Source organism: Trichocoleus sp. DQ-U1 (assembly GCF_039961925.1).
Classification (GTDB): Bacteria; Cyanobacteriota; Cyanobacteriia; order Cyanobacteriales; family FACHB-T130; genus FACHB-T130.
This window is the reverse complement of sequence record NZ_JAMPKB010000003.1, coordinates 73,661-94,987: the sequence shown is the minus strand read 5'-3', so window position 1 is coordinate 94,987 and position 21,327 is coordinate 73,661. Positions and strand designations below refer to the sequence as shown.

Here is a 21,327-nt window from a genome sequence, read left to right as displayed (position 1 = left end):
CCCTGTCTCATCGCAATTTGCTTAAGAGTGACGGGAACGATAACTTTGGCTAGATTGAGTGGGAATACTAATTGTAGATCGCAATTATCTGGAATTACTGAGATGACACCCAAAGAAAAATCAAAAGATACAGCTAAAGGGTTAAAAGGTACGGAAGCCCAAGCGAAAACTCGCGTGCTGCTTGCTTTGTGGGATATGAAGGGAGCCGATGAGGAAGTTAAAAAAGGTGACTTAACCGAAAGAGTTAAACGAACAAACGAGAGAGCAGGAGACTATCAGGGCGTTTTTGAGCAGTTGCAAACATCGGGAGCGATCGCTATCTCCAAAAACAAAATATCCCTGTCTGGCAAAGGCGTTGAGCTGCTTGGCGAAGGATTGAAAAACGCTGATTTCGAGTTTGACAGCCAAATTGGGGCAAAAACTGCCAATGCTTTGTTGAAGTGGCTCAGAGAAACGGGAACGCCTGTAAATGGGGCAACTGCTACATCGAGTAAGGCAACCGAGAAAGCGATCGCATCCTACGACGAGTTTAAACCTGTAGCGTTGGAAGTATACGACCAGCTGAACCGGGATTATAACCTGGACAACCTGGTGCCGATTTACCGGATTCGCCGAGAGATTGGGGAACGAGTTACGCGATCGCAGTTTGATGAATGGGTGTTGGAAATGCAAGCCAACGACATTTTTCAGTTGATGGGTGGAGAGATGCCAGACATCACCCCTGACAAAGCTGAGGACTCAATCACCACTGAACTCAGCGGATTGCGCTACTATGCCAAGCGCTTGAATTCCTAAAGTTGAACTTGACCCTTTTTTATTCGCCTACCTCACACAAATTGCCATGACAAACTTTTCTGCCTCTCCAATTGAAGAACTCAACGCTGCTATCGAAAGTCACAACCCGTTTGCTCTTAAAGGTGCTGCTGTCAGGATTCAGGATGTTTGGGGTCAAGGATTTCCCGATATTTCAACTCTGAACGCCCATGCTTCTGACGCTGTTTTTCAAGCGATTAAACAGGTTAGCTCCGGTCAAGGCAAAGTTACCTCTATCGCCATAACAGCTGAACAAGGAGTTGGCAAAACTCACCTTATTAGTCGCATTCGCCACCGTTTACAAGCTCAGGGGGGTGCTTTATTTGTTTACGCCAGTGCCAGTAAGTTTAGTGACTTAGACCGGATTCAATACCAATTCTTACAAACTTTGGGAGATAGTCTTAGCCAAGTGGGTAGTCAGGGGGTAAAGCAGTGGCAAGAACTAGCTACGGCTATGTTAAACCAAACTGTAAAGAATAAAAAATATTCTCAAGAAAGCATTAAACAATTTCCTCTGTGGCTAAAAAAATATGGCATGGATAAGCTGACTCAAGCGGTTCTAAAAACAAAACCTCATATCAGCGATCCTGATGTCGTGCGGGCTATTCTATGGACACTTTCAGAAGCTCATGCCCCTTTTGCAATTAAATGGTTATCTGGTCTTGATATATCTGAAAAAAAAGCTGCCGAACTGGATTTGCCTAACATTGATAAAGAAGATCGAGAAGCCAATGCCTTTGATACCGTATTGCAAATCTTAAGTTTGATCAGTGATTATAGTGCGCTGACCGTTTGTTTTGACCAGCTAGAGGGAGTTGACCTCAACGAAGGAGGTTATACAAAAGCACAAGTAGTTGCATCTCAATTAGTTAGCAATTTGTTTGAAAGTCTTAATTTAGCTAGTGGTAGCCGGGGAGTTGTTATTCTAACCGTCATGATTCCCGACACCTGGAAAATAAAAATTAAGCCGCTTCCGGGTGGCATACCTTATCGGGTTTCAACAACGACGAAAGAGCCAATCGAGCTACAACCTATGGATGGTGATTCTATTGTTGAGCTAGTAACCCTATGGCTCAACGAGTTTTATGAATCGAGAAATTTAGTCCCCCCGCATCCTGTCTATCCGTTTGTCGAAAGCCAATTGAGAGAATTAAGTAAAGAAAAGCCGCCTGTACGGAAAGTTCTCCAATGGTGTGCAGGGCATTTTGAGGTAAATGAGAAAAATCGATTTACAGGCATAGAAACACCTCCGACTCATCCGGTTGAAGCTGCTTTTAATAAAGAGCTTGCAGCTCTAGATGGGAGTATAGCAACCTTACTGGAGGATAAGACTACACTTGCTAAGGCTCTGCGGTTGAGCTTCGACACCGTAATTGGACAGACTATAGAGAAAGTCAAAGTTGAGGACATTGTAGAAGTTGAAGCTAAAGGCTCAGACAGAGGTTACATTGACTTCAAAATCATAGGTAATGAAAAGGGAAAAACGGTCAAGATTGGTGTAGCAGTTATTCAGCAATCCAGTGGCATAGGAGTACAAGCTGGATTGAAGCGTCTAATCGACTACAAAAAGTTTAATCTGACTCGTGGTTGCCTAGTTCGCTCTAAAGAAATTAGCCCTAGTGCGACAAAAGCCCAAGAGTGTTTAAGTAAACTTTTGTCCCAGGAATTGGGCGGGGAATGGGTGTCGCTGACAGGTGACAACATCAAGCCCCTTTTAGCTATTTTGTTTGTCTATGAAGGTCGTGACGATTACGAGTTGAGTGAGGAGCAAATTTTAGACTTCATTGTCCAGAAGAAGCTAGCGACTGACAATTATCTCATCAATGAAATTCTGAGCGACCCATCTGGGGAAGTTCCTAGTGGTTTAGTTGATGAAGATAGTGTTGTATAAACTCACACAATACCGCAACAGAGAAATATATGAGTACCATGCGGACAAAACTACCGACTAATACTTGGGTAGTAGCTACGTGGGATGAATTTATCCAAACCATTGAAGACCCAGCTTATCAAAAAGCTAAAGGCTACTACTACAATGGACGAATGAGGATTGAAACTATGTCAGTAGGTCCCGATCATGCAAAAGATAATGGGATTATTGCTATTGCTGTCACCTTATTCGCGGCTATCAAAAACATCCCACTGAATTGCTTGGATAACTGTAGCTACCGGAAAACAGGTGTTCGAGAATGCCAACCTGATGTATCTTACTACATCGGAGAACGGGCGCAAATGGTACCGACAGGAACAGCGATCGCTAATCTTGATATCACTCCACCTCCCGACATAGCTATTGAGATTTCTGACACTACCTTAGCTGACGACAAAGGCGAAAAACGATTGCTATATGAAGATATTAAAGTATCTGAATATTGGATAGTTGATGTGCAACAAGCTCAAATAATTGCTTTTGAAATCATCTCTAGCGGTAGTAGAAGAATTACTCAATCTCAAGTATTACCAGGTTTAAAAATGGCAGTATTAGAAGAGACTTTGCGCCGCAGTCGTCAAATGGCACACTCGCAAGTTGTGGCTTGGTTATTAACTCAATTTCAACAATAAAATGAAGTATGCCGTCAATTAATTCTGTAAATATTGATACTGCTTTAAAACTACCAGCGCCAGACGTTAAAGCTTTAAGTGAAGGGAGAGCGATCGCAGCCATGCCTCGGACATTCATTGATCCGGGGCGAAAATTTGCTCTTTATCCTGCTGATACTTCGATTAACTTGCTGCCAACAGAGCAACAATATCGCCCGAATTTTTTGTCTATCGCTCAAACTGTATTTTCCCAGTTAAATTCTGAAACAGTCACAATTAAAGGTTGGGCTAGGTGCGAATTGTGCCAAATTATAGATAATTCAGAAGCGTTAGAAGCTTTGTCGCAGTTGACAATTTGGACAGAAGAAGCATTGCAGCAGATTCTGTCTCAACGTCCTTATATTTTTCTGGCTTATTTGCGAGTTTATCCGCTACCTCATCCGCTAGAAGTTCCGGTAAATACTAAGGGTAATTTTGTTTCTTTACCGCATCTTCTGACTGTTACTGAATCTTCGCCTGTAGTGAGCGATCGCCTCTTCTCCCAACGCCAATACCAGCTAGAAAATCGACTACCGCCATCGCATCCAGAATTGGAAGAGTTGCAGAATGCGATCGCTCAGATGTCTATCACTGATCCAGCATCTGAGAAATTAAATCACTATATCAAAACATTTTTAGGTTGGGCAAACGAACAACCTATCCAACAGCTTGATCCAGACCTTTCTTGGATTAGTACAATCAATGATTTGGGCACTGCTACGACTGGCGGTAATTACGAAAAAGGCACAGCTTTTGAACAAATCGTCCATAAAAGCCTAGCCTTTTTAGGCTTTGGTGTTGACCCCAATGCTAAAGGCGGTGCAGGTGGTATGGACTTGTACTGTATAAAGCCTTATCCGTTAGTAGGAGAATGCAAAGCAGGTAAGAGTATCCCTGATGGTACAGTTGAAGAATTAATCAGAATTGGGACAAGACATCTGGGTGCAGATGGTTTTCAAGTAGCTGTTAAGTTAATTATTGGTCCTGGTCAACCGACACCTAATCTTCAAAAATCAGCCGAAAAGTTTGCTTTTGGAATCAGCATCATTAATCCTATGACTTTACAAAAGCTAGTTCAATTACAAGCTAAATTTCCTGGTTCAGTCAACCCAATTGAGCTAAAACCGTATTTAGTGCCTGGACAAATTGACTATAGGATCGATGAATATATTCAAAAAGTTGAAAGTAGTATTCGTCTGCGATCGCATCTAGTCCAGCTTGTAAAAAATTACCTGCAAAACACAGGTTTAGATAATGCTGGTGTTGAAGCTTTACATGGCGCATATTTTGGCTCCCATCCTCCTCAGCTATTAAAAACTGAGGAAATGCACGATATTCTGATTGAGCTTTCCTCACCTTTAACGGGATACTTGGGGCGGAAAAAAGGGAGTGATGGGAGCGATCGCTTCTATTTCCTCCGTGACTTGCCAGCCGCATAAGTCTTATCAGCTAGGACAATTGCAGGTATTAGTTGTATAGCATCTTTGACGACTTCCTCTCTTCTTTCCGTTTCTGTCGTAACAGTCTCCATCGTCTCGACATTCTAATTTTTCCTCACAAATGGTATCGCGGGGAAAAACTCCAACATCTTTTACAGAAACTTCCGCTGTAAAAGTACCTTGTTCAATTATTCTTTCTCCTTCTTTAATTTCATACTCAAACTTATTTTCGCCTTGCAGAACTGCAAAAGTACGAGTTTGATGGCTATTTCCCAAACTCAAATCAACACCTTGAGAATATTCCCCTTCACTGTAACCTCTGCTCGTGTAGGGATAAGGATTACTCTTCATACCCTGAGTCACGTTCCGGATTGTCACTTTCCTCTTCGGTGCGGGTGGAGTTGACTTGGAAACAAACTGAGCTTTTCTTGTGCCTGGATTCATTACAGTTCCCGGACATTGCCCGACATATTCAACTCGCTTAAATTGAATTTCATTGACATCGAAATTATTGCCGTTACTGACCAGGAACTCCGCCCCGTTTGCATTCGCCCGATTCACAAAAACCACAACCAGCACGAAAGCCGCAATGATTAGAAAGGCAGTTCTTTTGATTACAATCTGTAACGCGGAAAAGCTTTTGAGTTTCATAATTTTTCTTGGCACTACTAAAACAGACTTCTTTATCCTTCCTAGGAGGTAGATGAGGTTTAATACTTCCGATAGAAGATTATCGAATATTTTTAGTGTCGTTGATTAACCATTGATTGTTTCCCGATTTGTACAGCGGCTTATCGCTTCTCCTAGCCACTGAATCAGGTAAAGCAGTTAACCTCAGCCGCTGGCAAAGTAAGTTGGACGACTTCCTGGCGATCGCTGAAAAGATTTTCTTAAAATCTCTTAAAAATTGACACTTTAAAGGGAAAAATGTAAAAATAGATACAGAAATAAATTAGCTAGTTCACCACTGACTGAGTATTCATAGCCGTCAGTGGCTCTGGGGAATAAAAGTAGAGCGCGATCGCGAAGCAGCGTGCCTTGCTTAGTAACAAATACTCAGGAAACTCAATCGGAGGCGAAACTTATGAAACTCTCTTATCGCGGCGTCAGCTACGAAAAAACTTCACCCACGCTGGAAGTAACCGAAAGCGAGATTGTGGGGAAGTATCGGGGACAGACTTACAACGTTGCATATCCCAGACATATTGCAGTTCCCGATGCGATTGTTAACTTGAACTATCGGGGAGTCCCCTACTTCATCGGCAAAACCGGCACGACTAGGGATGCTCTAGAGAGGCAAATCTCATGTGAAGGGATGGCACCTCTAGGCGATCGGAAATTGCCAACCGATACAAGTCGGCGAAAAGTGTTGGATAACGCGGCTAAAAGTCACTTAGCGAATATCCACCGCAGCTTGGAACATCGGATACAAGTCGCTAAAGCCAAAGGTGACGAAAATCTAATTCGCCTTCTAGAAGCAGAGTCGAAGCAACTGACATTGTGCCTCTAGGAGTTTCCAGAATATCTGGCTGTGCTTGCGGTTGAGTCAGCAATTACTGCTGACTCAACCGTAAAGAGTGAAGGAGCGCACTCCTCCCCCTTTAGGTGTAAAATTTTATCTAAGCACGAAATCTTCAAAGCTGAAGACGACGGATTCCTGGTTTATAAAGCTACGTGGGCGATAGAGAGCGATCGCCCTTTTTTTTATGGGAATGGATTCTGGCAAATAAACCGTTACTGGTAAGGGTCGTTGCAGCGAATCCTACAAATTTTATTCCATTTTTTCACAATAATTAATAAAGGTAATCTGCGACTTAAGCAGTAGCGCTCTGCCTTGTGTTGACTTCTAACGATCGAGGGCAAAAAGCGTGTGAATCGCATCCTCACGATTGAGAACACAAAAGCGATGCGATAAAAGCGCTACCGCCCCCAAATTTTGCTGAGATTAGGAGACTTGAAAATGCTTGAATCTTATCGTCAACACGTCGCTGAGAGGTCGGCACTCGGAATTCCACCACTGCCGTTGGATGCCCAGCAGACTTCTCAATTGTGCGACTTGTTGAAAAATCCTCCAGCGGGTGAAGAAGAGACGTTGTTGGAATTGCTGCGCGATCGCATTCCTCCAGGCGTCGATCCGGCTGCTTACGTGAAAGCTGGCTTTCTCACCGCTGTCGCCAAAGGTGAAACCATTAGCCCTCTAGTTACCCCTATCTATGCAGTAGAACTGCTGGGAACAATGGTAGGCGGCTACAACGTGCAATCGTTGATAGATTTACTCAAATCTGACGATGAATTGGCATCAGCCGCCGCAACAGCTTTAAGCAAAATCATGCTGGTGTATGATGCCTTCCACGATGTCTTGGAATTGTCCGAGACGAATTCCTATGCCAAGCAAGTCATTGACGCTTGGGCGGCGGCGGAGTGGTTTACCAGTCGCCCCACCTTGCCAGAAGCGATTACCGTCACCGTGTTTAAGGTGCCGGGAGAGACGAACACCGACGATTTATCTCCCGCAACCCATGCCACAACCCGCCCGGATATTCCCTTGCACGCCTTGGCAATGCTGGAATCTCGGCAACCGGGAAGTTTGGAAACGATTGTCGAGTTGAAGAAAAAAGGGCATCCCGTGGCGTATGTAGGGGATGTCGTCGGAACGGGTTCTTCCCGCAAATCTGCGATTAACTCCGTGTTGTGGCACATTGGCAACGATATCCCCTTCGTACCAAATAAACGGGCTGGGGGATATGTATTAGGGAGTGCGATCGCGCCGATTTTCTTCAACACCGCCGAAGATGCAGGCGCATTGCCCATCCAGTGCGATGTTACCCGCATGGAAACCGGCATGGTAATCACCATTTATCCTTACAAAGGTGAAATTACCAACGAATCTGGCGAAGTAATCTCCACCTTCAGCCTCAAACCCGACACCATCACCGACGAAGTCCGCGCAGGCGGACGTATTCCCCTCCTGATTGGACGCACCCTCACCGATAAAACCAGAATTGCCCTCGGATTAGTAGAACCCAGTCCAATCTTCATCCGTCCTCGACCCCCCATCGATACCGGCAAGGGATTTACTCTAGCGCAGAAAATGGTCGGGAAAGCCTGCGGACTCAATGGTGTGCGTCCCGGCACTTCCTGCGAACCGCTGATGACAACGGTTGGTTCTCAGGATACCACCGGCCCCATGACCCGCGACGAGTTGAAAGAACTCGCCTGTCTCGGTTTCAGTGCAGATTTGGTGATGCAGAGTTTCTGCCACACCGCCGCTTATCCGAAGCCCGTTGACATCAAAACCCATCACGAACTGCCCGATTTCTTTGCATCTCGCAGCGGCGTCGCCTTACGACCCGGCGATGGCATTATCCATTCTTGGCTGAATCGGATGCTGCTACCCGATACCGTAGGAACGGGCGGCGACTCCCACACCCGTTTCCCCTTGGGAATTTCCTTCCCCGCCGGTTCCGGCTTAGTTGCTTTTGCAGCTGCTTTGGGCGTGATGCCTTTAGATATGCCAGAATCCGTCTTAGTGCGGTTCAAAGGCGAGTTGCAACCCGGTGTGACGCTGCGGGATATCGTGAACGCGATTCCCTACGTGGCAATTCAAAAAGGTTTGCTAACAGCAGAGAAGCAGAACAAGAAAAACATCTTTTCCGGGCGAATCATGGAAATTGAAGGCTTGCCAAATTTAAAAGTTGAGCAAGCTTTTGAACTTACCGATGCGAGTGCTGAACGTTCTTGTGCAGGCTGCACAATTAAGTTAAGTATCGAGACAGTTTCTGAATATCTGCGTTCCAACGTAGCGCTGATGAAAAACATGGTAGCGCGGGGTTATCAAGATGCCCGTACCATCATGCGCCGCGTAGCAAAAATGGAAGAATGGTTGGCAAATCCCGTATTAATGGAAGCCGATTCAGATGCAGAATATGCGGAAATTATCGAGATTAACTTGAACGAAATCAAGGAACCAATCGTCGCCGCACCAAATGACCCGGATAATGTTAAGTTGCTGTCCGAAGTTCAGAATGACCCCGTGCAGGAAGTATTCGTCGGTTCTTGCATGACAAATATCGGTCATTATCGCGCCACTGCGAAGGTACTGGAAGGGGAAGCAGCAGTTAAAACTCGCCTCTGGATTTGTCCTCCAACCCGCATGGATGAACACCAACTAAAAGAAGAAGGTGTTTATAGCGTATTTGATGCAGCAGGTGCGCGTACAGAAATGCCGGGATGCAGTCTCTGCATGGGAAATCAGGCGCGTGTGGATGACGGTACAACCGTATTTTCTACTTCCACTCGCAACTTCAATAATCGCATGGGTAAAGATGCGCGAGTTTATCTCGGTTCTGCTGAATTAGCAGCGGTTTGTGCGATGTTAGGACGCATTCCCACAGTGCAAGAATACATGGAGATTGTGGCGAAGAAAATTCATCCTTTTGCGGGTGATTTGTATCGCTATCTCAACTTCGACCAAATCGCTAATTTTGAGGATGAAGGTCGCGTAGTTTCCTTGGAAGATATGCCCAAGATTGAGGATATTTTGGGTATTCCCTCTGGTGCGTTGCGCTAGTCGATAATTAAAGTAGGGTGGGCATTCCCCACCTTACTTTCCTAATATTGAAGATGAGGCTTAAAGATGCTATTGGAATTAAAGCGATTTAATATCCCGCCTGGTCATAAAGTTTTTCTAGAAGATATAACCTGGCAAGAATTTGAAACCATTTTAGAAGAGTTAGGCGAACATCGTGCCTCAAGAGTAGCCTATGAAAATGGAATATTAGAAATCATGACACCCTTGCCAGAGCATGAAAGCATTAAACTGTTTATCACTGATTTTATTGGAATTCTTCTAGAAGAACTAGATATTGATTTTTATCCTCTTGGTTCTACTACTTTTAAAAACCCGGATATGCTGAAAGGGATAGAACCCGATAACTGTTTCTATATTCAGAATGAAGCAGCAGTAAGAGGAAAAGAAAAATTAGACTTATCCATTGACCCACCTCCAGATTTAGCCTTAGAGATAGATATAACTTCGCGCACTCATCCAAGTATTTATGAAGCTTTAGGAGTGTCTGAGCTTTGGCGCTTTGAAAAAGGGAAGTTACAAATAAATATATTACGAGATGGAAAGTATATCGAGTCAGAGTTTAGTCTAATATTCCCTGATTTACCGCTTATTGAGGTGATTCCTCAGTATTTGACTCAGGTAAAAACGGTTGGTAGGAATAAGACAATGAGAGCTTTTAGAACTTGGGTACAAGAACAAATTACAGAGACGTAAAACTTAAGCTGATTCTTATCAACTATTTAAATCACTAACATATTCTCGAAAAATGGGATATAAATTAAACAAAATTTTCTCTCCCTCTATTGTTTTGAGTAAATAGCGTTTTTTCAAAGATTGTAACCCATTAATCAATTCCATTGATAGCAAGGATAAAGCTTGTCTTAGATCTTCCCTTGAGACGGGTTGATTAGATTTGCTCATTTCTAAAACTATCTGTTGTTCTATCTTTTGTAAGTTATTGAGGTGGTTTCCTGTGTGCTTGAAGACTAACTAATCTATCAATTGTAAAATTTTTGTTACGGTCATACAAGCTAGACATAGTAAGTATTTTAGCGATTATAGCTTAGTCTCAGGGAAGAATATCAAGGGTTTTAAAAGATTTTTCTTAATATTTCTTTACAAATTACTGAATAAATTCAATGTTATGCAGGTGGCAGTATTCAGAAGAAGTAGTTTAACATAGGTAAAAAAGGGTACTCAGATATCAGACATGACTATTAAAATTGCTGTAGCTGGACATACCAATGTGGGTAAAACAACTCTGATTAGAACTTTAATGCGGCTCAACGTTGGTGAAGTAGGTGATGCACCAAATATTACAAAAAAAGGTAAACTTTATTACTATGACGGACTTCAAGCAACTTTTATTGATACTCCAGGCTTTGTATATCCGTCAATCGCTATAAACTATCTTAATAGAGAAATATTATCAAAGGTAGACCAAGAAAAAATGGCATTAGATTTGGATGCAATAAAGTCTATTGAGCAAAGTGATATAGTTATTTATTTGGTAAATTTAAGTGTAACTTATGATGGAGGTTATAAAGATGAAATGGAGATTGTAAGAAGGGTACAACCTAAGACTATAGCAATCTTAAATCAATATTACCAAAATTTACAAGGTATTGGGTATGAAAAAGTCGAAAATCGTTGCCGTCAATGGAAGGAAATATTAAATAAACAAGGAGTTAATAAAACTATAGTTTTTGATGCTCATTGGGATAGGCGCTCTAAAGAAAAAGAAATTTACGATGCTATCTATGAAACTTTACGAATTAATAAAAAAGAAGATTTTGTAGAAGGATTGAAGAGATTTAAAGAACGACAAAATAAAATCAGAGAGGAAGTTTGTGAAGCTTTATCTGATAGCGTTGAAAATTTGCAAAAAATTAGAGTTAACGTCAAGAAAAGTGAATACAATGGCGATCAAAAAGGAGAATGCCGAGACAAAATTTTAAGAGTGATAAACAAAGAAACAGTGCAGTTTATTGCCTATGTGAGTAAATTATATGAAGTTGCGGCTGAATACCCAACCGATTCCGCAGAAGATTTGATATTGAAAGCACATGATAGAATCTCTTTTTCCGGAAGGTTAGGAATGACTACAAGTGTATCAACGGTTCTTGGTACTGTTGGTGCTGTTGTTGGAGGAATTGTAGGTGCTGTAATTACAGGATATCTCAGTGGTGGTTTAGCTACAATTGCAGGTGCGGTTGAGGGAGCAAAAATATTTGGGGGATTTGGAGCAGCTTTAGGAAGTTTCGCGGTATTTTCTGATATCGACGATCGAGTAGATGTAAGAATGACATCAGCACAGATTGAAGATGTTGTTAAAGATTTATTAGCTATTGTCTGGGGACTTGAGCATAATGGTTTTGGTCGTGGTAAAAATTTGTCTGAAGATGAAGCTAAAGCTATGAAAAGTCAGATTAAAGAATTACACGCTCAACAAAAGATTGATGATTGGACTAAGGTAAATCGAGGAAGAGTTATCAATTATTGTAAAGATAATCTCAAGGAATTAGAAAACTATTAAAGTTCCTATTTCGCTAATATAACGCTTGACCAATGGGCTACTGTCTAAGAAGTAAATTGCCATTTAACGGCGTTCCTCAATGAGAGTTTTAGAAACTGGCTTTCCCTCTACCTTAATCAGTTGTCTTTCAGCGATAGGCTGATATGCAGGAGGCTTAATCTGCTTGACTAATCCAGAATTAATGAGAGCTTGGTGGAATGCTGCTTTATTGATAGTTTTTTCTCGCTCGGCAAGATATTCTTGAATGATTTGATTAAGCTGTTTAATTTCTTTTGTTTCAAGTGTCTCCATCTGTTTAAGTATTTGGTTCAGGGTTATTAGTGTCATAACTTTCGTGCCTAATAATTGGATATTCTTATAATATCCGTTAGGATACACACAGTTATGACATAAACTTGTGTGAGTGGAGATCGCTTTTTTCTACGTGCTGCGTTTCAAGAGTGAGATCGCATCCTCCGCCTATCGCCAAAAAACCTAACCCCAGCTGCCTTCCCTTGCAGGGAAGCAGAGTGGTTTCATACAAAGTGGCGATAGTCTGGGAGAAACTGCAATTGCAAAGCTGATATTTATCCGGATTTTGGTCAATTTTGAAGAATCTTCAAGAAGTATTTTCATCTTTCTGTCTTTGTATGAAACCCCTATCCCATTCTCTACAAAAGAATGAGCTAGGGGTTCGGTCTTGTATTTGAGTCAACTGAGAACCACGATAGCCTTTGATTTTGCGATGTTAGGTTTCCGCGTCGTCAAAACGGATGATGTCATCCTCTCCCAGGTATTCCCCATTTTGGACTTCAATCATCACGAGAGGAATACACCCTGGATTTTCAACCCGATGAGCTGTAGACATCGGCACGTAGGTTGACTGTTTTTGAATTAAGGTTGTCTCTTTACCATCACAAATCACTTTGGCGGTGCCAGATACAACGATCCAGTGTTCGCTGCGGTGATAGTGCATTTGGGTGCTAATGTGATGACCTGGGTTGAGTTCAATGCGATTAATCCGGTAGCGTTGCCCTTCTTCTAAAACGGTGACTGTGCCCCAAGGTCGTATCCGCATTGTGTCACTATCTTCAGGTAAGGGCAGAATCGAAGCCTGCCCCTCATTTTGGTTGCTATTCATCCCTGCTTGTCTCCGAAGATTCGCATCTCAATTTTGCCGCATTTTTGAAAGTTCCTCTGCACTAATTATCGGTGGGACAATATATCGAGGGTGCTAGTAGTTGGTAGCGGCATCCGAAGCGTGCAAGCAGGCATCCTGCGGTTCCCATGAGATTTCTACGGCTTCTCTCCGCTTGTTTTTGCCACAATTGATTTAGTTGCGGCAGCTTACAAACATGGCACAAACACAACAAAGCACGATGGAAACTGCCCAGCGTGCATTTGGGCACTTCACTCAGGGGATGGGAACCGGCAAGTGGGAACCGTTTTTGGAAATGCTTGCGGATGACTTTAGCTTCTGGTTTCCAGTGGGGCAATATCAGGGGGAAAATGTCGGTAAAGCACGGGCAGCTGCTTTCTTTGAGTATGCGTCTGAAGCTTTCAACAATGAGCTGGTGGTGACGCTAGATGGCGTCACCAGTAACGAGACGACCGTTGTGTTCGAGATTCGCTCTCAAGGGCATCTGCGGGGGAAGCCTTATCAGAACCGAGGGGCGATCGCTTTCGATGTTCGTGGCGACAAGATTTGTCGTTACCGCGAGTATCTTTCGGTTGTGGTTCAGCCCAAAGTAGAATCGCACCCAGAATAGTCTCCGTCGCAGGGCTAGTTGTGTGATTTATATCACTCAGCAATTAGCTGCTCATCACCTTTACTTAAACCCGCGATCGCACGATTTTCCAGTGTATTGTCACATTTTTCAAAGTGTTTCATCACTCAGTAAGACGGGCAAAAGCTTGATATTAGAAGTATCGAGTTAATACCCGTAACAATGCCCGTTCAAATCTGCCCTCTCGACTCTGCGATCGCTGAACTATTTGCTCAAGCTACCTACTCTGGTAACATTACTCTCGCTGACCGATATGGGCTGATGGCTGCACTGTTGCAAGATGCAATCAGCGAAGAAGACAAACGAGCAATTGATCGGCTACTTTACGCTGTCCGCAAGAACCGGCTGAAAGTTGTAGATGAAATTTCTGCCCTAATATAAATAGTGCCGGTGATTAAAATTTACTATTACTTTATTGTTAATTTTTTTAGTGTTTTGCTGCGCTTTGATTCTACAAATATACAACATTGAATATTTAGAGCAACCATTAAATTTTACCAGAATTTTTTATGACCTAAAGATAAATATTATAAAAATAATAATTTGATATTTGTCCTATAAATCTCCTGCTAATTAAATCCATAGTAATCCTATTGGATTTGCAAGATGCTACCCTTCATATCCCCAGCTTCTCTAAGAAGTTGAGGTCTTATAATTCACGAATTATTTAGGACGGCTATAGCCGTTATCGTACTCTAGTTTGTGCTTTTCATCTACCAATCAAAATAATTACTAAGTATTATTAATATAAATTCCTGGCATTAAGATGTGAATACGCTGCCATAATTCATCTACTCACATACTTTTACCTTTCAAGAACTGCCGCTAAATTTTAATCACTTTGAGGTTTTAATTCCCAATTAAGAAGCCGGGGAATCTGCGACAAGTGTACGCCGTAATTAAAAATCCAAAGGACAATTTCCAGCACTAATAATCTCTGTATCCAGATTGTCCCACTCTCACAATTCAGAAGCGTCAATCCACTATATAATTGCCAAACGCGATAAGGAAGGTATAAGCAAGGAACCATCACGAACGTACAGGATTGAAACCGTCTCGTTGTCACGCTTTCGGATAAAATTTGTAACCCCAAAATGACAAAGTACGGCACCAGTACCTGAAATACGCTGGGATGATTCCACCATATGCCCCACAGAACCATTGCTACTAGGGGAAGCGCCACTCCCACTAGCAGTACAACAAATAACCACGCTCTAAACCAAGGCGGCAGTGGTTGAGGAATCGTGAAGGGAGGTGAATGTCTCCAAAGCCAACCCGCAAAGATAAGAAAAGACGTAACAATTACTAGGAAAAGGAGGTTTTCTAAAAGAATATTCAGGTTGGTAGATGCGGCTGTCTGTAACATAGGATTAAAAAAGAATTTCAGCAGTATAGCGCACGATTAAAATGGCTATAGTGCATGAACTAAAAAAGACACAGTAGAGTAGGGGGATTGTCAAAATGTCTAAAGAAAGTGCCTGTCAATTTCTGGAAGCTGCTACCTACGATCCAGGTTTACGCGAAAAATTCCAAGAAGTAGCTAGTCCAGAGGAATTCGTAAAAGTTGCTCGTGAATTAGGCTACGCCTTGACCACTGAAGAATTGAAGGATGTCGTCAAAGAACATAGTGAAGGTGTCATCTTGAGAAGGCAGACAGGCGTTTGGCCTTGGCTGCGGAGGGTTAACTGGATTTAGTGTATTGTCGCAGAGATGCTCCTAAGCGCGATCGCACTGCGGAAGTAAAACAGCGAAGCAATCGGGCATTCACAGTAAACAGCAAGCTGTTGACCCTCTCGATGCATTTGGCGTAGACCCTACACCCTATCTAGTGTCTGTGGGTTTGTCCTGAGCTTCTATGCCTTTACGTTTAAAACTACCCGCAAAAAAATAAAGGACGAAGGATAAAATCTTATCCTTCGTCCTTTATTCTTCATGCTTCACTCAGGGGCGTTTTGCGGTTGTCGAGGTTCGTTGTCATTTTGGGCAATTGTTTCCTGAATTCTGGGAGTTAACAGGAACTTTTTCGTTTCTGTGAGCAAGCGATCGCCCCAAAGATTTTCTTGGAGAAATTTTACATCGGCGTAGCGACTGTCTAACCGAATCGCAGCCTCTCCCAAAGACAAACCCTGTTCGCGATCGCCCTTCGCATACAGCGCCACCGCCATCGCCAACCGGGGTTCTGCCGCCTCCTTATCGAGAGAGCTAGCGGAACGCCACTCACTAAGCGCCCCATCTATATCGCCCATTTCGTACTTAACTAGCCCAATATTATTAATTGCAGGCCAGAATTTCTTTTCCTTAGCAACCGCCTTTTGGTACTGAGCGATCGCATCTGGAAACCGTTTCAGTTTGTAGTAAGCATTGCCTAAATCAAACAAAGCTTCCGGGACATCGGGTTTGATCTTTAACCCAGCTTGCAAAACACTAACAGCTTCCTGATACTTTTCCTGCTGAAAGTGCCCGCTTCCCAGAGCAAATAGAATCCCCGGTTCGTTGGGTTGAAGGGTTCTCGCCCGTTGCAAGGCATCAATGGCGTTATTTACCTCCTGCGCTTGCAAAAACAAACTCCCCAGTAAAAACCAGGTTTGATAACTGGTGGGAGCCAGCTGAGTCGCCAATCGCGCTCTGGGCAATGCTAGATCGTATTGTTGGAATCGCGCTAGCTGAGCCGCATCTTGTGCCAGGTTCAAGCCCTGCTGCTCTAGCTCTTTTGACTCCATTTGTAGCGTATAGGGCACGAGTGCTTGCCCAGAGGCGGGGAGAGCAACGCTCCCTAAACCAAGGAAAACAAGAAGCGGGAATATCGAAAAACGTTTAGGCACGGTGCAGCCTCAAAGAAATAATGCGAAGAGAAGAAATGTTCAGCAACCTTACCAATAATTTAACTGACCGTAGCAGAAATCGAGAGCAAAGCCACACGTCAATTTGGGGATCGCTATAACGGATTGACGGGAAACACTAAACAAGGTTCAATCCGTCAGGAAGTTCAAACTCGCTAAAATAGGGAAACAATAAGCAACTTGCTGTAGATAAATACAGTTGAGTGTGACTCCTTGGTGCTAAAGCTGAATCCCATCGTCATTAAAAATACCCTCATTGAGCAGTCTGTTCATTCGTACTACCGGACTTAAAAACTACGCGAATGCAACTTCCACTAATAAGCAAAGTCAAGAACCCTTCTCGGTGGGTCATTGGGCTGATAGCGTCTAGCATCTTGGTAGTTGGCTCTACCACTTATTTCATCATGGGTCGGGCAACGCCCAAACTAGACATTGAGAGCCTGACCGTACCTGTTAAATCGCAAACCTTGAAAGTACGGATTATCGCTAGCGGTACCGTCGTGCCCGTTCAAAGCGTCAATCTCAGCCCTCCAACATCTGGGCGTTTGGCAAAGTTATACGTCGAGCAGGGAGATAGAGTCCAGCAAGGGCAAAAAATCGCCCAAATGGAGAATTCCCAGCTTCAGGCTCAATTCTTTCAAGCCAAAGCCAATCTGGAGCAAGCTCAAGCCAAACTGCAACAAGCACAAGCGGGGAGCCGTCCCGAAGAAATCAATCAGGCAAAAGCCCGTCTAGAGCAAGCGAAAGCTCGTTTAGCTGCGGCGCGGGTGGGTCGTCCCGAAGAAATTGCCCAATTCAAAGCTCGTCTGGAGCAAGCCGAAGCGAATCTAGCATCGGTACAAATTGGTCGTCCTGAAGAAATTGCCCAGACCGAAGCTCAAATCTCTGCCGCCGAAGCGCGGGTAGAATTGGCACAAAAACGAGCCAATCGCAATCAACAGCTCGCTTCTCAAGGAGCCATTTCTAAAGACCAGCTGGATGAGGTGCTGACAGAGTACCGCAATGCCAGCGCCAACCTGAGAGAAGCCCAACGACGGTTGGAGCAACTCAAAAACCGCACTAGCCAAGAAATCCAGCAGCGTCAAGCGGCAGTAGCAGAAGCGCGATCTGCCTTGCAGCAAAGCCAAAAGGGTGGTCGCAGCGAGGAAATTTCCCAGCGAGAAGCGGATGTTGCAGAAGCGCAAGCGGCTCTGCGACAGTTAGAAAATGGGACGCGCCGAGAGGAGATTGCTGGGTTAAAAGCAGCCGCTGACGCCGCCAGAGCTTCGATGCAGGCGGTGCAAGTCCAGCTCTCCGACACGGTAATCATCGCTCCCTTTTCGGGGATTGTGACGCAGAAATACGCCACAGAAGGCGCTTTCGTTACTCCCACAACTTCTGCTTCCACTACGGCTTCCGCTACCTCGACTTCAATTGTTGCTATTGCCAGGGATTTAGAAATTCTGGCGAAAGTCCCAGAGGTTGATGTTGGGCAAATTACCCAAGGACAGCCGGTTGAGATTGTGGCAGATGCCTATCCCGACCAAGTGTTTAAAGGCAAGGTCAAGCTGATTGCGCCGGAAGCGGTGGTCGAGCAAAATGTCACGTCTTTTCAGGTGCGGGTCGCTCTGGAAACGGGTAAGGAACAACTGCGGTCGGGAATGAATGTTGACCTGACTTTTTTGGGTAAACCTGCGAATAATGCCTTGGTCGTTCCCACCGTGGCAATTGTCACCGAGAAAGGAAAGACGGGTGTATTAGTCCCTGATGAGGAGAACAAACCCCAGTTTAAAGCGGTGACGATTGGCCCATCGATTGAAAACCAAACACAGATTTTAGATGGTATCAACGAAGGCGATCGCGTATTCATCGATTTGCCCAAAGATAGCAAACCTAAGCCAGAGGAATAAGGAGAGTTGGTAATGGGTAATAGCTAATTAGTCATTAGTCAGGTTTCTGATTACCCCTTCTCGATTACCAATTACCGATTACCGAATATGGATATTGTAGAAAGCGTCAAAATGGCTGCCACGACGCTGGTAGCAAACAAACTGCGTAGCAGTCTCACCATGCTCGGCATTATGATTGGCAATGCCTCGGTGATTGCGATGGTGGGAATTGGACAAGGAGCGCAAAGGTTAGCCGCCGAACAGTTTGAGTCGTTGGGGCCAAACGTGCTGTTTGTGGTTCCTGGTTCCCAGAAAACTCGGAATACGACCTTTGAGGTACCGAAAACGCTAGTTCTTGAAGATGCCAGAGCGATCGCGTCTCAGGTGCCTTCCATCCAAGATGTCGCTCCCCAGATCAATTCCAGACAATTAGTTACCTACCGCAGCAAAAACACCACTACCTTGGTTCTCGGGACAACGCCAGAGTATCTCTCAGCGAGAAGTTTTGATGTGGATCGAGGACGATTTATTACCGATCTTGATATTAAGCGGAGTAATCAAATTGTCATCCTGGGGTCAGAATTAGCAGATAAATTATTTGACAATCAAGATCCGATCGGGCAACAACTGCGGATTAAAAATATCAGCTTTCAAATTGTTGGCGTGATGAAACCCAAAGGTTCGGCGCTGGGAGATAATCCGGATGAAGCGGCTTATTTACCTATCACCACCCTAGCGAATCGGATCGTGGGAAATACGTCTCCCTATGGTCTTGAAGTGACAGCAATCTCTATCTCCGCCAAAGACGAAGCCAGCATTGGAGCCGCTCAATTTCAGGTGGCAAATCTGCTGCGGCTACGGCACAAAATCAACGGTGAAGATGACTTTACCGTTCGCAGTCAAAAAGACCTTTTGGGCATTGTAAACACGATTACTAGCGGCTTGACCTTCATGTTAGCTGCGATCGCTGCTATTTCCCTGTTTGTCGGAGGCATTGGCGTCATGAACATTATGCTCGTCTCCGTCACCGAACGCACCCAAGAAATCGGGCTTCGCAAGGCGATTGGCGCACGAGAGCAAGATATCCTGATTCAATTCATCATCGAAGCGGTAATTCTCTCAGCGGCGGGTGGCTTATTAGGGACTCTGATTGGCGTTGGCGGGATCTCGCTCGTCAGCGCTTTCACCCCTCTGAAAGCTGGCATTTCACCCGTGGCAATTGTTATTGCTGTCAGTGTCTCCGGCGGGATTGGGCTATTCTTTGGCGTCGTCCCGGCACGACGAGCCGCTAAACTTGACCCAATTGTGGCTTTGCGGAGTGCTTAAAATGCACGAACAATGTTCATGGTTCATCGTTCATAACTAAGGGCGTTTGAACAGTTAGCAATTCTTCAATCCTTCAATGAGCAATCAACAACTCACTCCTGAGTCCTCAGCCCTTAATCCTTCAAAAAAACCTGTCGTCATTCGTATAGAGGATGTCACCAAGGTTTACGGCGTCGGCGATACAGAAGTTCGCGCCCTTGCTGGTGTGAGCTTAATTGTAGAGGAGGGCGAATATTGCGCGATTATGGGGGCGTCTGGATCGGGCAAATCCACTGCGATGAATATTATTGGTTGTCTTGACCGACCCACTGACGGACGATATTACTTAGATAACGTAGATGTGTCCTCTCTAGAAGATGCTGACTTAGCGGGAATTCGCAATCGGAAGATTGGTTTTGTGTTTCAACAATTCCATCTCTTGCCACAACTAACAGCGTTAGAAAATGTCATGCTACCGATGGTTTATGCGGGTATTCCGAGTGCTGAAAGACGCCAGAGAGCAACCGTTGCTCTGACTCGCGTTGGTTTAGAGCATCGACTGAATAATCGACCGAATCAACTATCTGGGGGACAACAGCAGCGGGTCGCGATCTCGCGTGCGATTGTCAACAAACCCGTCTTGCTGCTTGCTGATGAACCCACTGGCGCACTGGATTCCAAAACGACCGAAGAAGTGATGGACATCTTCACAGAACTGAATACCAGCGGCATCACTGTGGTCATGGTTACGCACGAACCCGAAGTTGCCCGTCTCACCAAACGCATCGTCTGGTTCCGCGATGGACAAGTGCTGCATTCCCATCTGACCCCAGGCGATATTGGAAAAGTCGCCGTTTCTTAATTGCAAAAAAGAGCGTTCAATCCCAAGAACGCTCTTCTTTTATGGCATTTCGGATTAAATCATGGGACGCACGGCTATACGCCCCTGCGATCGCATAAGGAAATAATTTACAGGCTGGCAGTCTTACCAGTTTCAGCTTGAGAGGGAATTGGCTTCACGTCCGTATAGCCCATGTTGCTAACGATTGTCCGGAACATGGAAATTTGTCCCTCAAAGTCAAGACCTTCAATTTGACCCATTAGGTCGTTAACGGGGTTATTTGCTTGGTAGTCCGAGGGCACATCTACGACCGTATCACCCATACCCTGCGCCCAAGCATACCAAACCATTAACTGATTATTCTCTTTCAAAGCCCCATAAGCATGGGAATATTCTGTGTTTTCGCGATTGACAATTTCTCGCATAATTGCCAACTGGCGATCGTCATCCAAATCAAAAAATTCTCCTAACAGCTTCGGAGCCAGTTCTGGATCGGTTGCAGTTGGGGCAGCGGGAGTAATCGAATCTCCCATCTTTTCATAAACGTAATAAAACCATGCTAGTTTGTCATCCGTGTTCAACGCTTCAAAAGCCTCAACCACTTTTTGAGTTTCACTGGAAAGAGCTTGAGATTTTTGGTTTGTAGTCATAAATTTTATCCGACAGTGAGGTTAATATTTCCAAGAGTTGCAAACTTGGTGGGTTAAAATCGCCCTCCAAGAGAGAGAGTTTGACTCACTCGGTTTTGCAGATTGAGAGTTGGCTAAGG

Annotated in this window: 20 protein-coding genes; 14 read left to right on the top strand and 6 right to left on the bottom strand. The window is 44.3% G+C overall.

Annotated elements, in window-relative coordinates:
- Positions 1–102: 102 nt before the first annotated feature.
- The 4 genes from NDI34_RS02170 to NDI34_RS02155 are packed head-to-tail and all read left to right on the top strand — an operon-like array spanning position 103 to position 4,832.
- A complete protein-coding gene (locus tag NDI34_RS02170; protein ID WP_348231716.1) occupies positions 103–795 on the top strand; it encodes a hypothetical protein in 693 nt (230 codons plus the stop codon).
- Between the two features lie 46 nt (positions 796–841).
- Complete coding sequence (locus tag NDI34_RS02165) at positions 842–2,704, top strand: P-loop NTPase fold protein (RefSeq protein ID WP_348231715.1); 1,863 nt, start codon at positions 842–844, stop codon at positions 2,702–2,704.
- A gap of 29 nt (positions 2,705–2,733) precedes the next feature.
- The gene (locus NDI34_RS02160) at positions 2,734–3,375 is read left to right on the top strand and encodes a Uma2 family endonuclease (protein ID WP_348231713.1); all 642 of its coding nucleotides are present in this window, start codon (positions 2,734–2,736) and stop codon (positions 3,373–3,375) included.
- A gap of 8 nt (positions 3,376–3,383) precedes the next feature.
- Positions 3,384–4,832, top strand: a complete 1,449-nt coding sequence (locus NDI34_RS02155) for a DUF1802 family protein (RefSeq protein ID WP_348231712.1) — start codon at positions 3,384–3,386, stop codon at positions 4,830–4,832.
- Between the two features lie 6 nt (positions 4,833–4,838).
- Here NDI34_RS02155 and NDI34_RS02150 read toward each other — a convergent pair whose 3' ends face one another.
- Positions 4,839–5,483 carry a hypothetical protein gene (locus NDI34_RS02150; protein WP_348231711.1) on the bottom strand — a complete coding sequence of 215 codons (645 nt, stop codon included), beginning with the start codon at positions 5,481–5,483 and terminating at the stop codon, positions 4,839–4,841.
- 433 nt (positions 5,484–5,916) lie between these two features.
- On the opposite strand from NDI34_RS02150, the gene NDI34_RS02145 reads away from it, so the two are divergent.
- From NDI34_RS02145 to NDI34_RS02130, 4 genes are all read left to right on the top strand, one after another.
- The gene (locus NDI34_RS02145) at positions 5,917–6,342 is read left to right on the top strand and encodes a DUF4278 domain-containing protein (RefSeq protein WP_190413660.1); all 426 of its coding nucleotides are present in this window, start codon (positions 5,917–5,919) and stop codon (positions 6,340–6,342) included.
- A 450-nt stretch (positions 6,343–6,792) separates the two neighbouring features.
- Positions 6,793–9,402 (top strand): bifunctional aconitate hydratase 2/2-methylisocitrate dehydratase, encoded by a 2,610-nt coding sequence (acnB, locus tag NDI34_RS02140; protein ID WP_348231710.1) that lies wholly within the window; start codon positions 6,793–6,795, stop codon positions 9,400–9,402.
- A 66-nt stretch (positions 9,403–9,468) separates the two neighbouring features.
- Positions 9,469–10,116: a Uma2 family endonuclease gene (locus NDI34_RS02135; RefSeq protein ID WP_348231709.1), complete on the top strand. Its 648-nt coding sequence runs from the start codon at positions 9,469–9,471 to the stop codon at positions 10,114–10,116.
- Between the two features lie 496 nt (positions 10,117–10,612).
- Positions 10,613–11,938, top strand: a complete 1,326-nt coding sequence (locus NDI34_RS02130; RefSeq protein WP_348231708.1) for a GTPase domain-containing protein — start codon at positions 10,613–10,615, stop codon at positions 11,936–11,938.
- A 63-nt stretch (positions 11,939–12,001) separates the two neighbouring features.
- Here the strand turns inward: NDI34_RS02130 and NDI34_RS02125 are convergent, their stop codons facing one another.
- Both NDI34_RS02125 and NDI34_RS02120 read right to left on the bottom strand, forming a co-directional pair.
- Positions 12,002–12,265 carry a hypothetical protein gene (locus NDI34_RS02125; RefSeq protein ID WP_348231707.1) on the bottom strand — a complete coding sequence of 88 codons (264 nt, stop codon included), beginning with the start codon at positions 12,263–12,265 and terminating at the stop codon, positions 12,002–12,004.
- Between the two features lie 400 nt (positions 12,266–12,665).
- A complete protein-coding gene (locus tag NDI34_RS02120; protein WP_190413787.1) occupies positions 12,666–12,995 on the bottom strand; it encodes a phosphomannose isomerase type II C-terminal cupin domain in 330 nt (109 codons plus the stop codon).
- Between the two features lie 277 nt (positions 12,996–13,272).
- On the opposite strand from NDI34_RS02120, the gene NDI34_RS02115 reads away from it, so the two are divergent.
- Positions 13,273–13,686 (top strand): nuclear transport factor 2 family protein, encoded by a 414-nt coding sequence (locus tag NDI34_RS02115; protein WP_348231706.1) that lies wholly within the window; start codon positions 13,273–13,275, stop codon positions 13,684–13,686.
- Between the two features lie 180 nt (positions 13,687–13,866).
- The gene (locus NDI34_RS02110; protein ID WP_190439938.1) at positions 13,867–14,085 is read left to right on the top strand and encodes a hypothetical protein; all 219 of its coding nucleotides are present in this window, start codon (positions 13,867–13,869) and stop codon (positions 14,083–14,085) included.
- 451 nt (positions 14,086–14,536) lie between these two features.
- On the opposite strand, the gene NDI34_RS02105 is transcribed toward NDI34_RS02110, so the two are convergent.
- A complete protein-coding gene (locus tag NDI34_RS02105; protein WP_190985581.1) occupies positions 14,537–15,070 on the bottom strand; it encodes a hypothetical protein in 534 nt (177 codons plus the stop codon).
- Between the two features lie 95 nt (positions 15,071–15,165).
- Here NDI34_RS02105 and NDI34_RS02100 point away from each other — a divergent pair, with 95 nt between their 5' ends.
- Complete coding sequence (locus NDI34_RS02100; RefSeq protein WP_190528204.1) at positions 15,166–15,399, top strand: Nif11-like leader peptide family natural product precursor; 234 nt, start codon at positions 15,166–15,168, stop codon at positions 15,397–15,399.
- Between the two features lie 242 nt (positions 15,400–15,641).
- Here NDI34_RS02100 and NDI34_RS02095 read toward each other — a convergent pair whose 3' ends face one another.
- The gene (locus NDI34_RS02095; protein WP_347276127.1) at positions 15,642–16,526 is read right to left on the bottom strand and encodes a tetratricopeptide repeat protein; all 885 of its coding nucleotides are present in this window, start codon (positions 16,524–16,526) and stop codon (positions 15,642–15,644) included.
- A 320-nt stretch (positions 16,527–16,846) separates the two neighbouring features.
- Here NDI34_RS02095 and NDI34_RS02090 point away from each other — a divergent pair, with 320 nt between their 5' ends.
- The 3 genes from NDI34_RS02090 to NDI34_RS02080 all read left to right on the top strand — a co-directional run bounded on the left by NDI34_RS02090 (position 16,847) and on the right by NDI34_RS02080 (position 20,579).
- Complete coding sequence (locus tag NDI34_RS02090) at positions 16,847–18,433, top strand: efflux RND transporter periplasmic adaptor subunit (protein ID WP_190413673.1); 1,587 nt, start codon at positions 16,847–16,849, stop codon at positions 18,431–18,433.
- An 87-nt stretch (positions 18,434–18,520) separates the two neighbouring features.
- Complete coding sequence (locus NDI34_RS02085) at positions 18,521–19,738, top strand: ABC transporter permease (RefSeq protein ID WP_190413675.1); 1,218 nt, start codon at positions 18,521–18,523, stop codon at positions 19,736–19,738.
- A gap of 76 nt (positions 19,739–19,814) precedes the next feature.
- The gene (locus tag NDI34_RS02080; protein ID WP_348231705.1) at positions 19,815–20,579 is read left to right on the top strand and encodes an ABC transporter ATP-binding protein; all 765 of its coding nucleotides are present in this window, start codon (positions 19,815–19,817) and stop codon (positions 20,577–20,579) included.
- A gap of 107 nt (positions 20,580–20,686) precedes the next feature.
- On the opposite strand, the gene NDI34_RS02075 is transcribed toward NDI34_RS02080, so the two are convergent.
- Positions 20,687–21,208, bottom strand: a complete 522-nt coding sequence (locus tag NDI34_RS02075; RefSeq protein WP_190413679.1) for an orange carotenoid protein N-terminal domain-containing protein — start codon at positions 21,206–21,208, stop codon at positions 20,687–20,689.
- Positions 21,209–21,327: the final 119 nt, after the last annotated feature.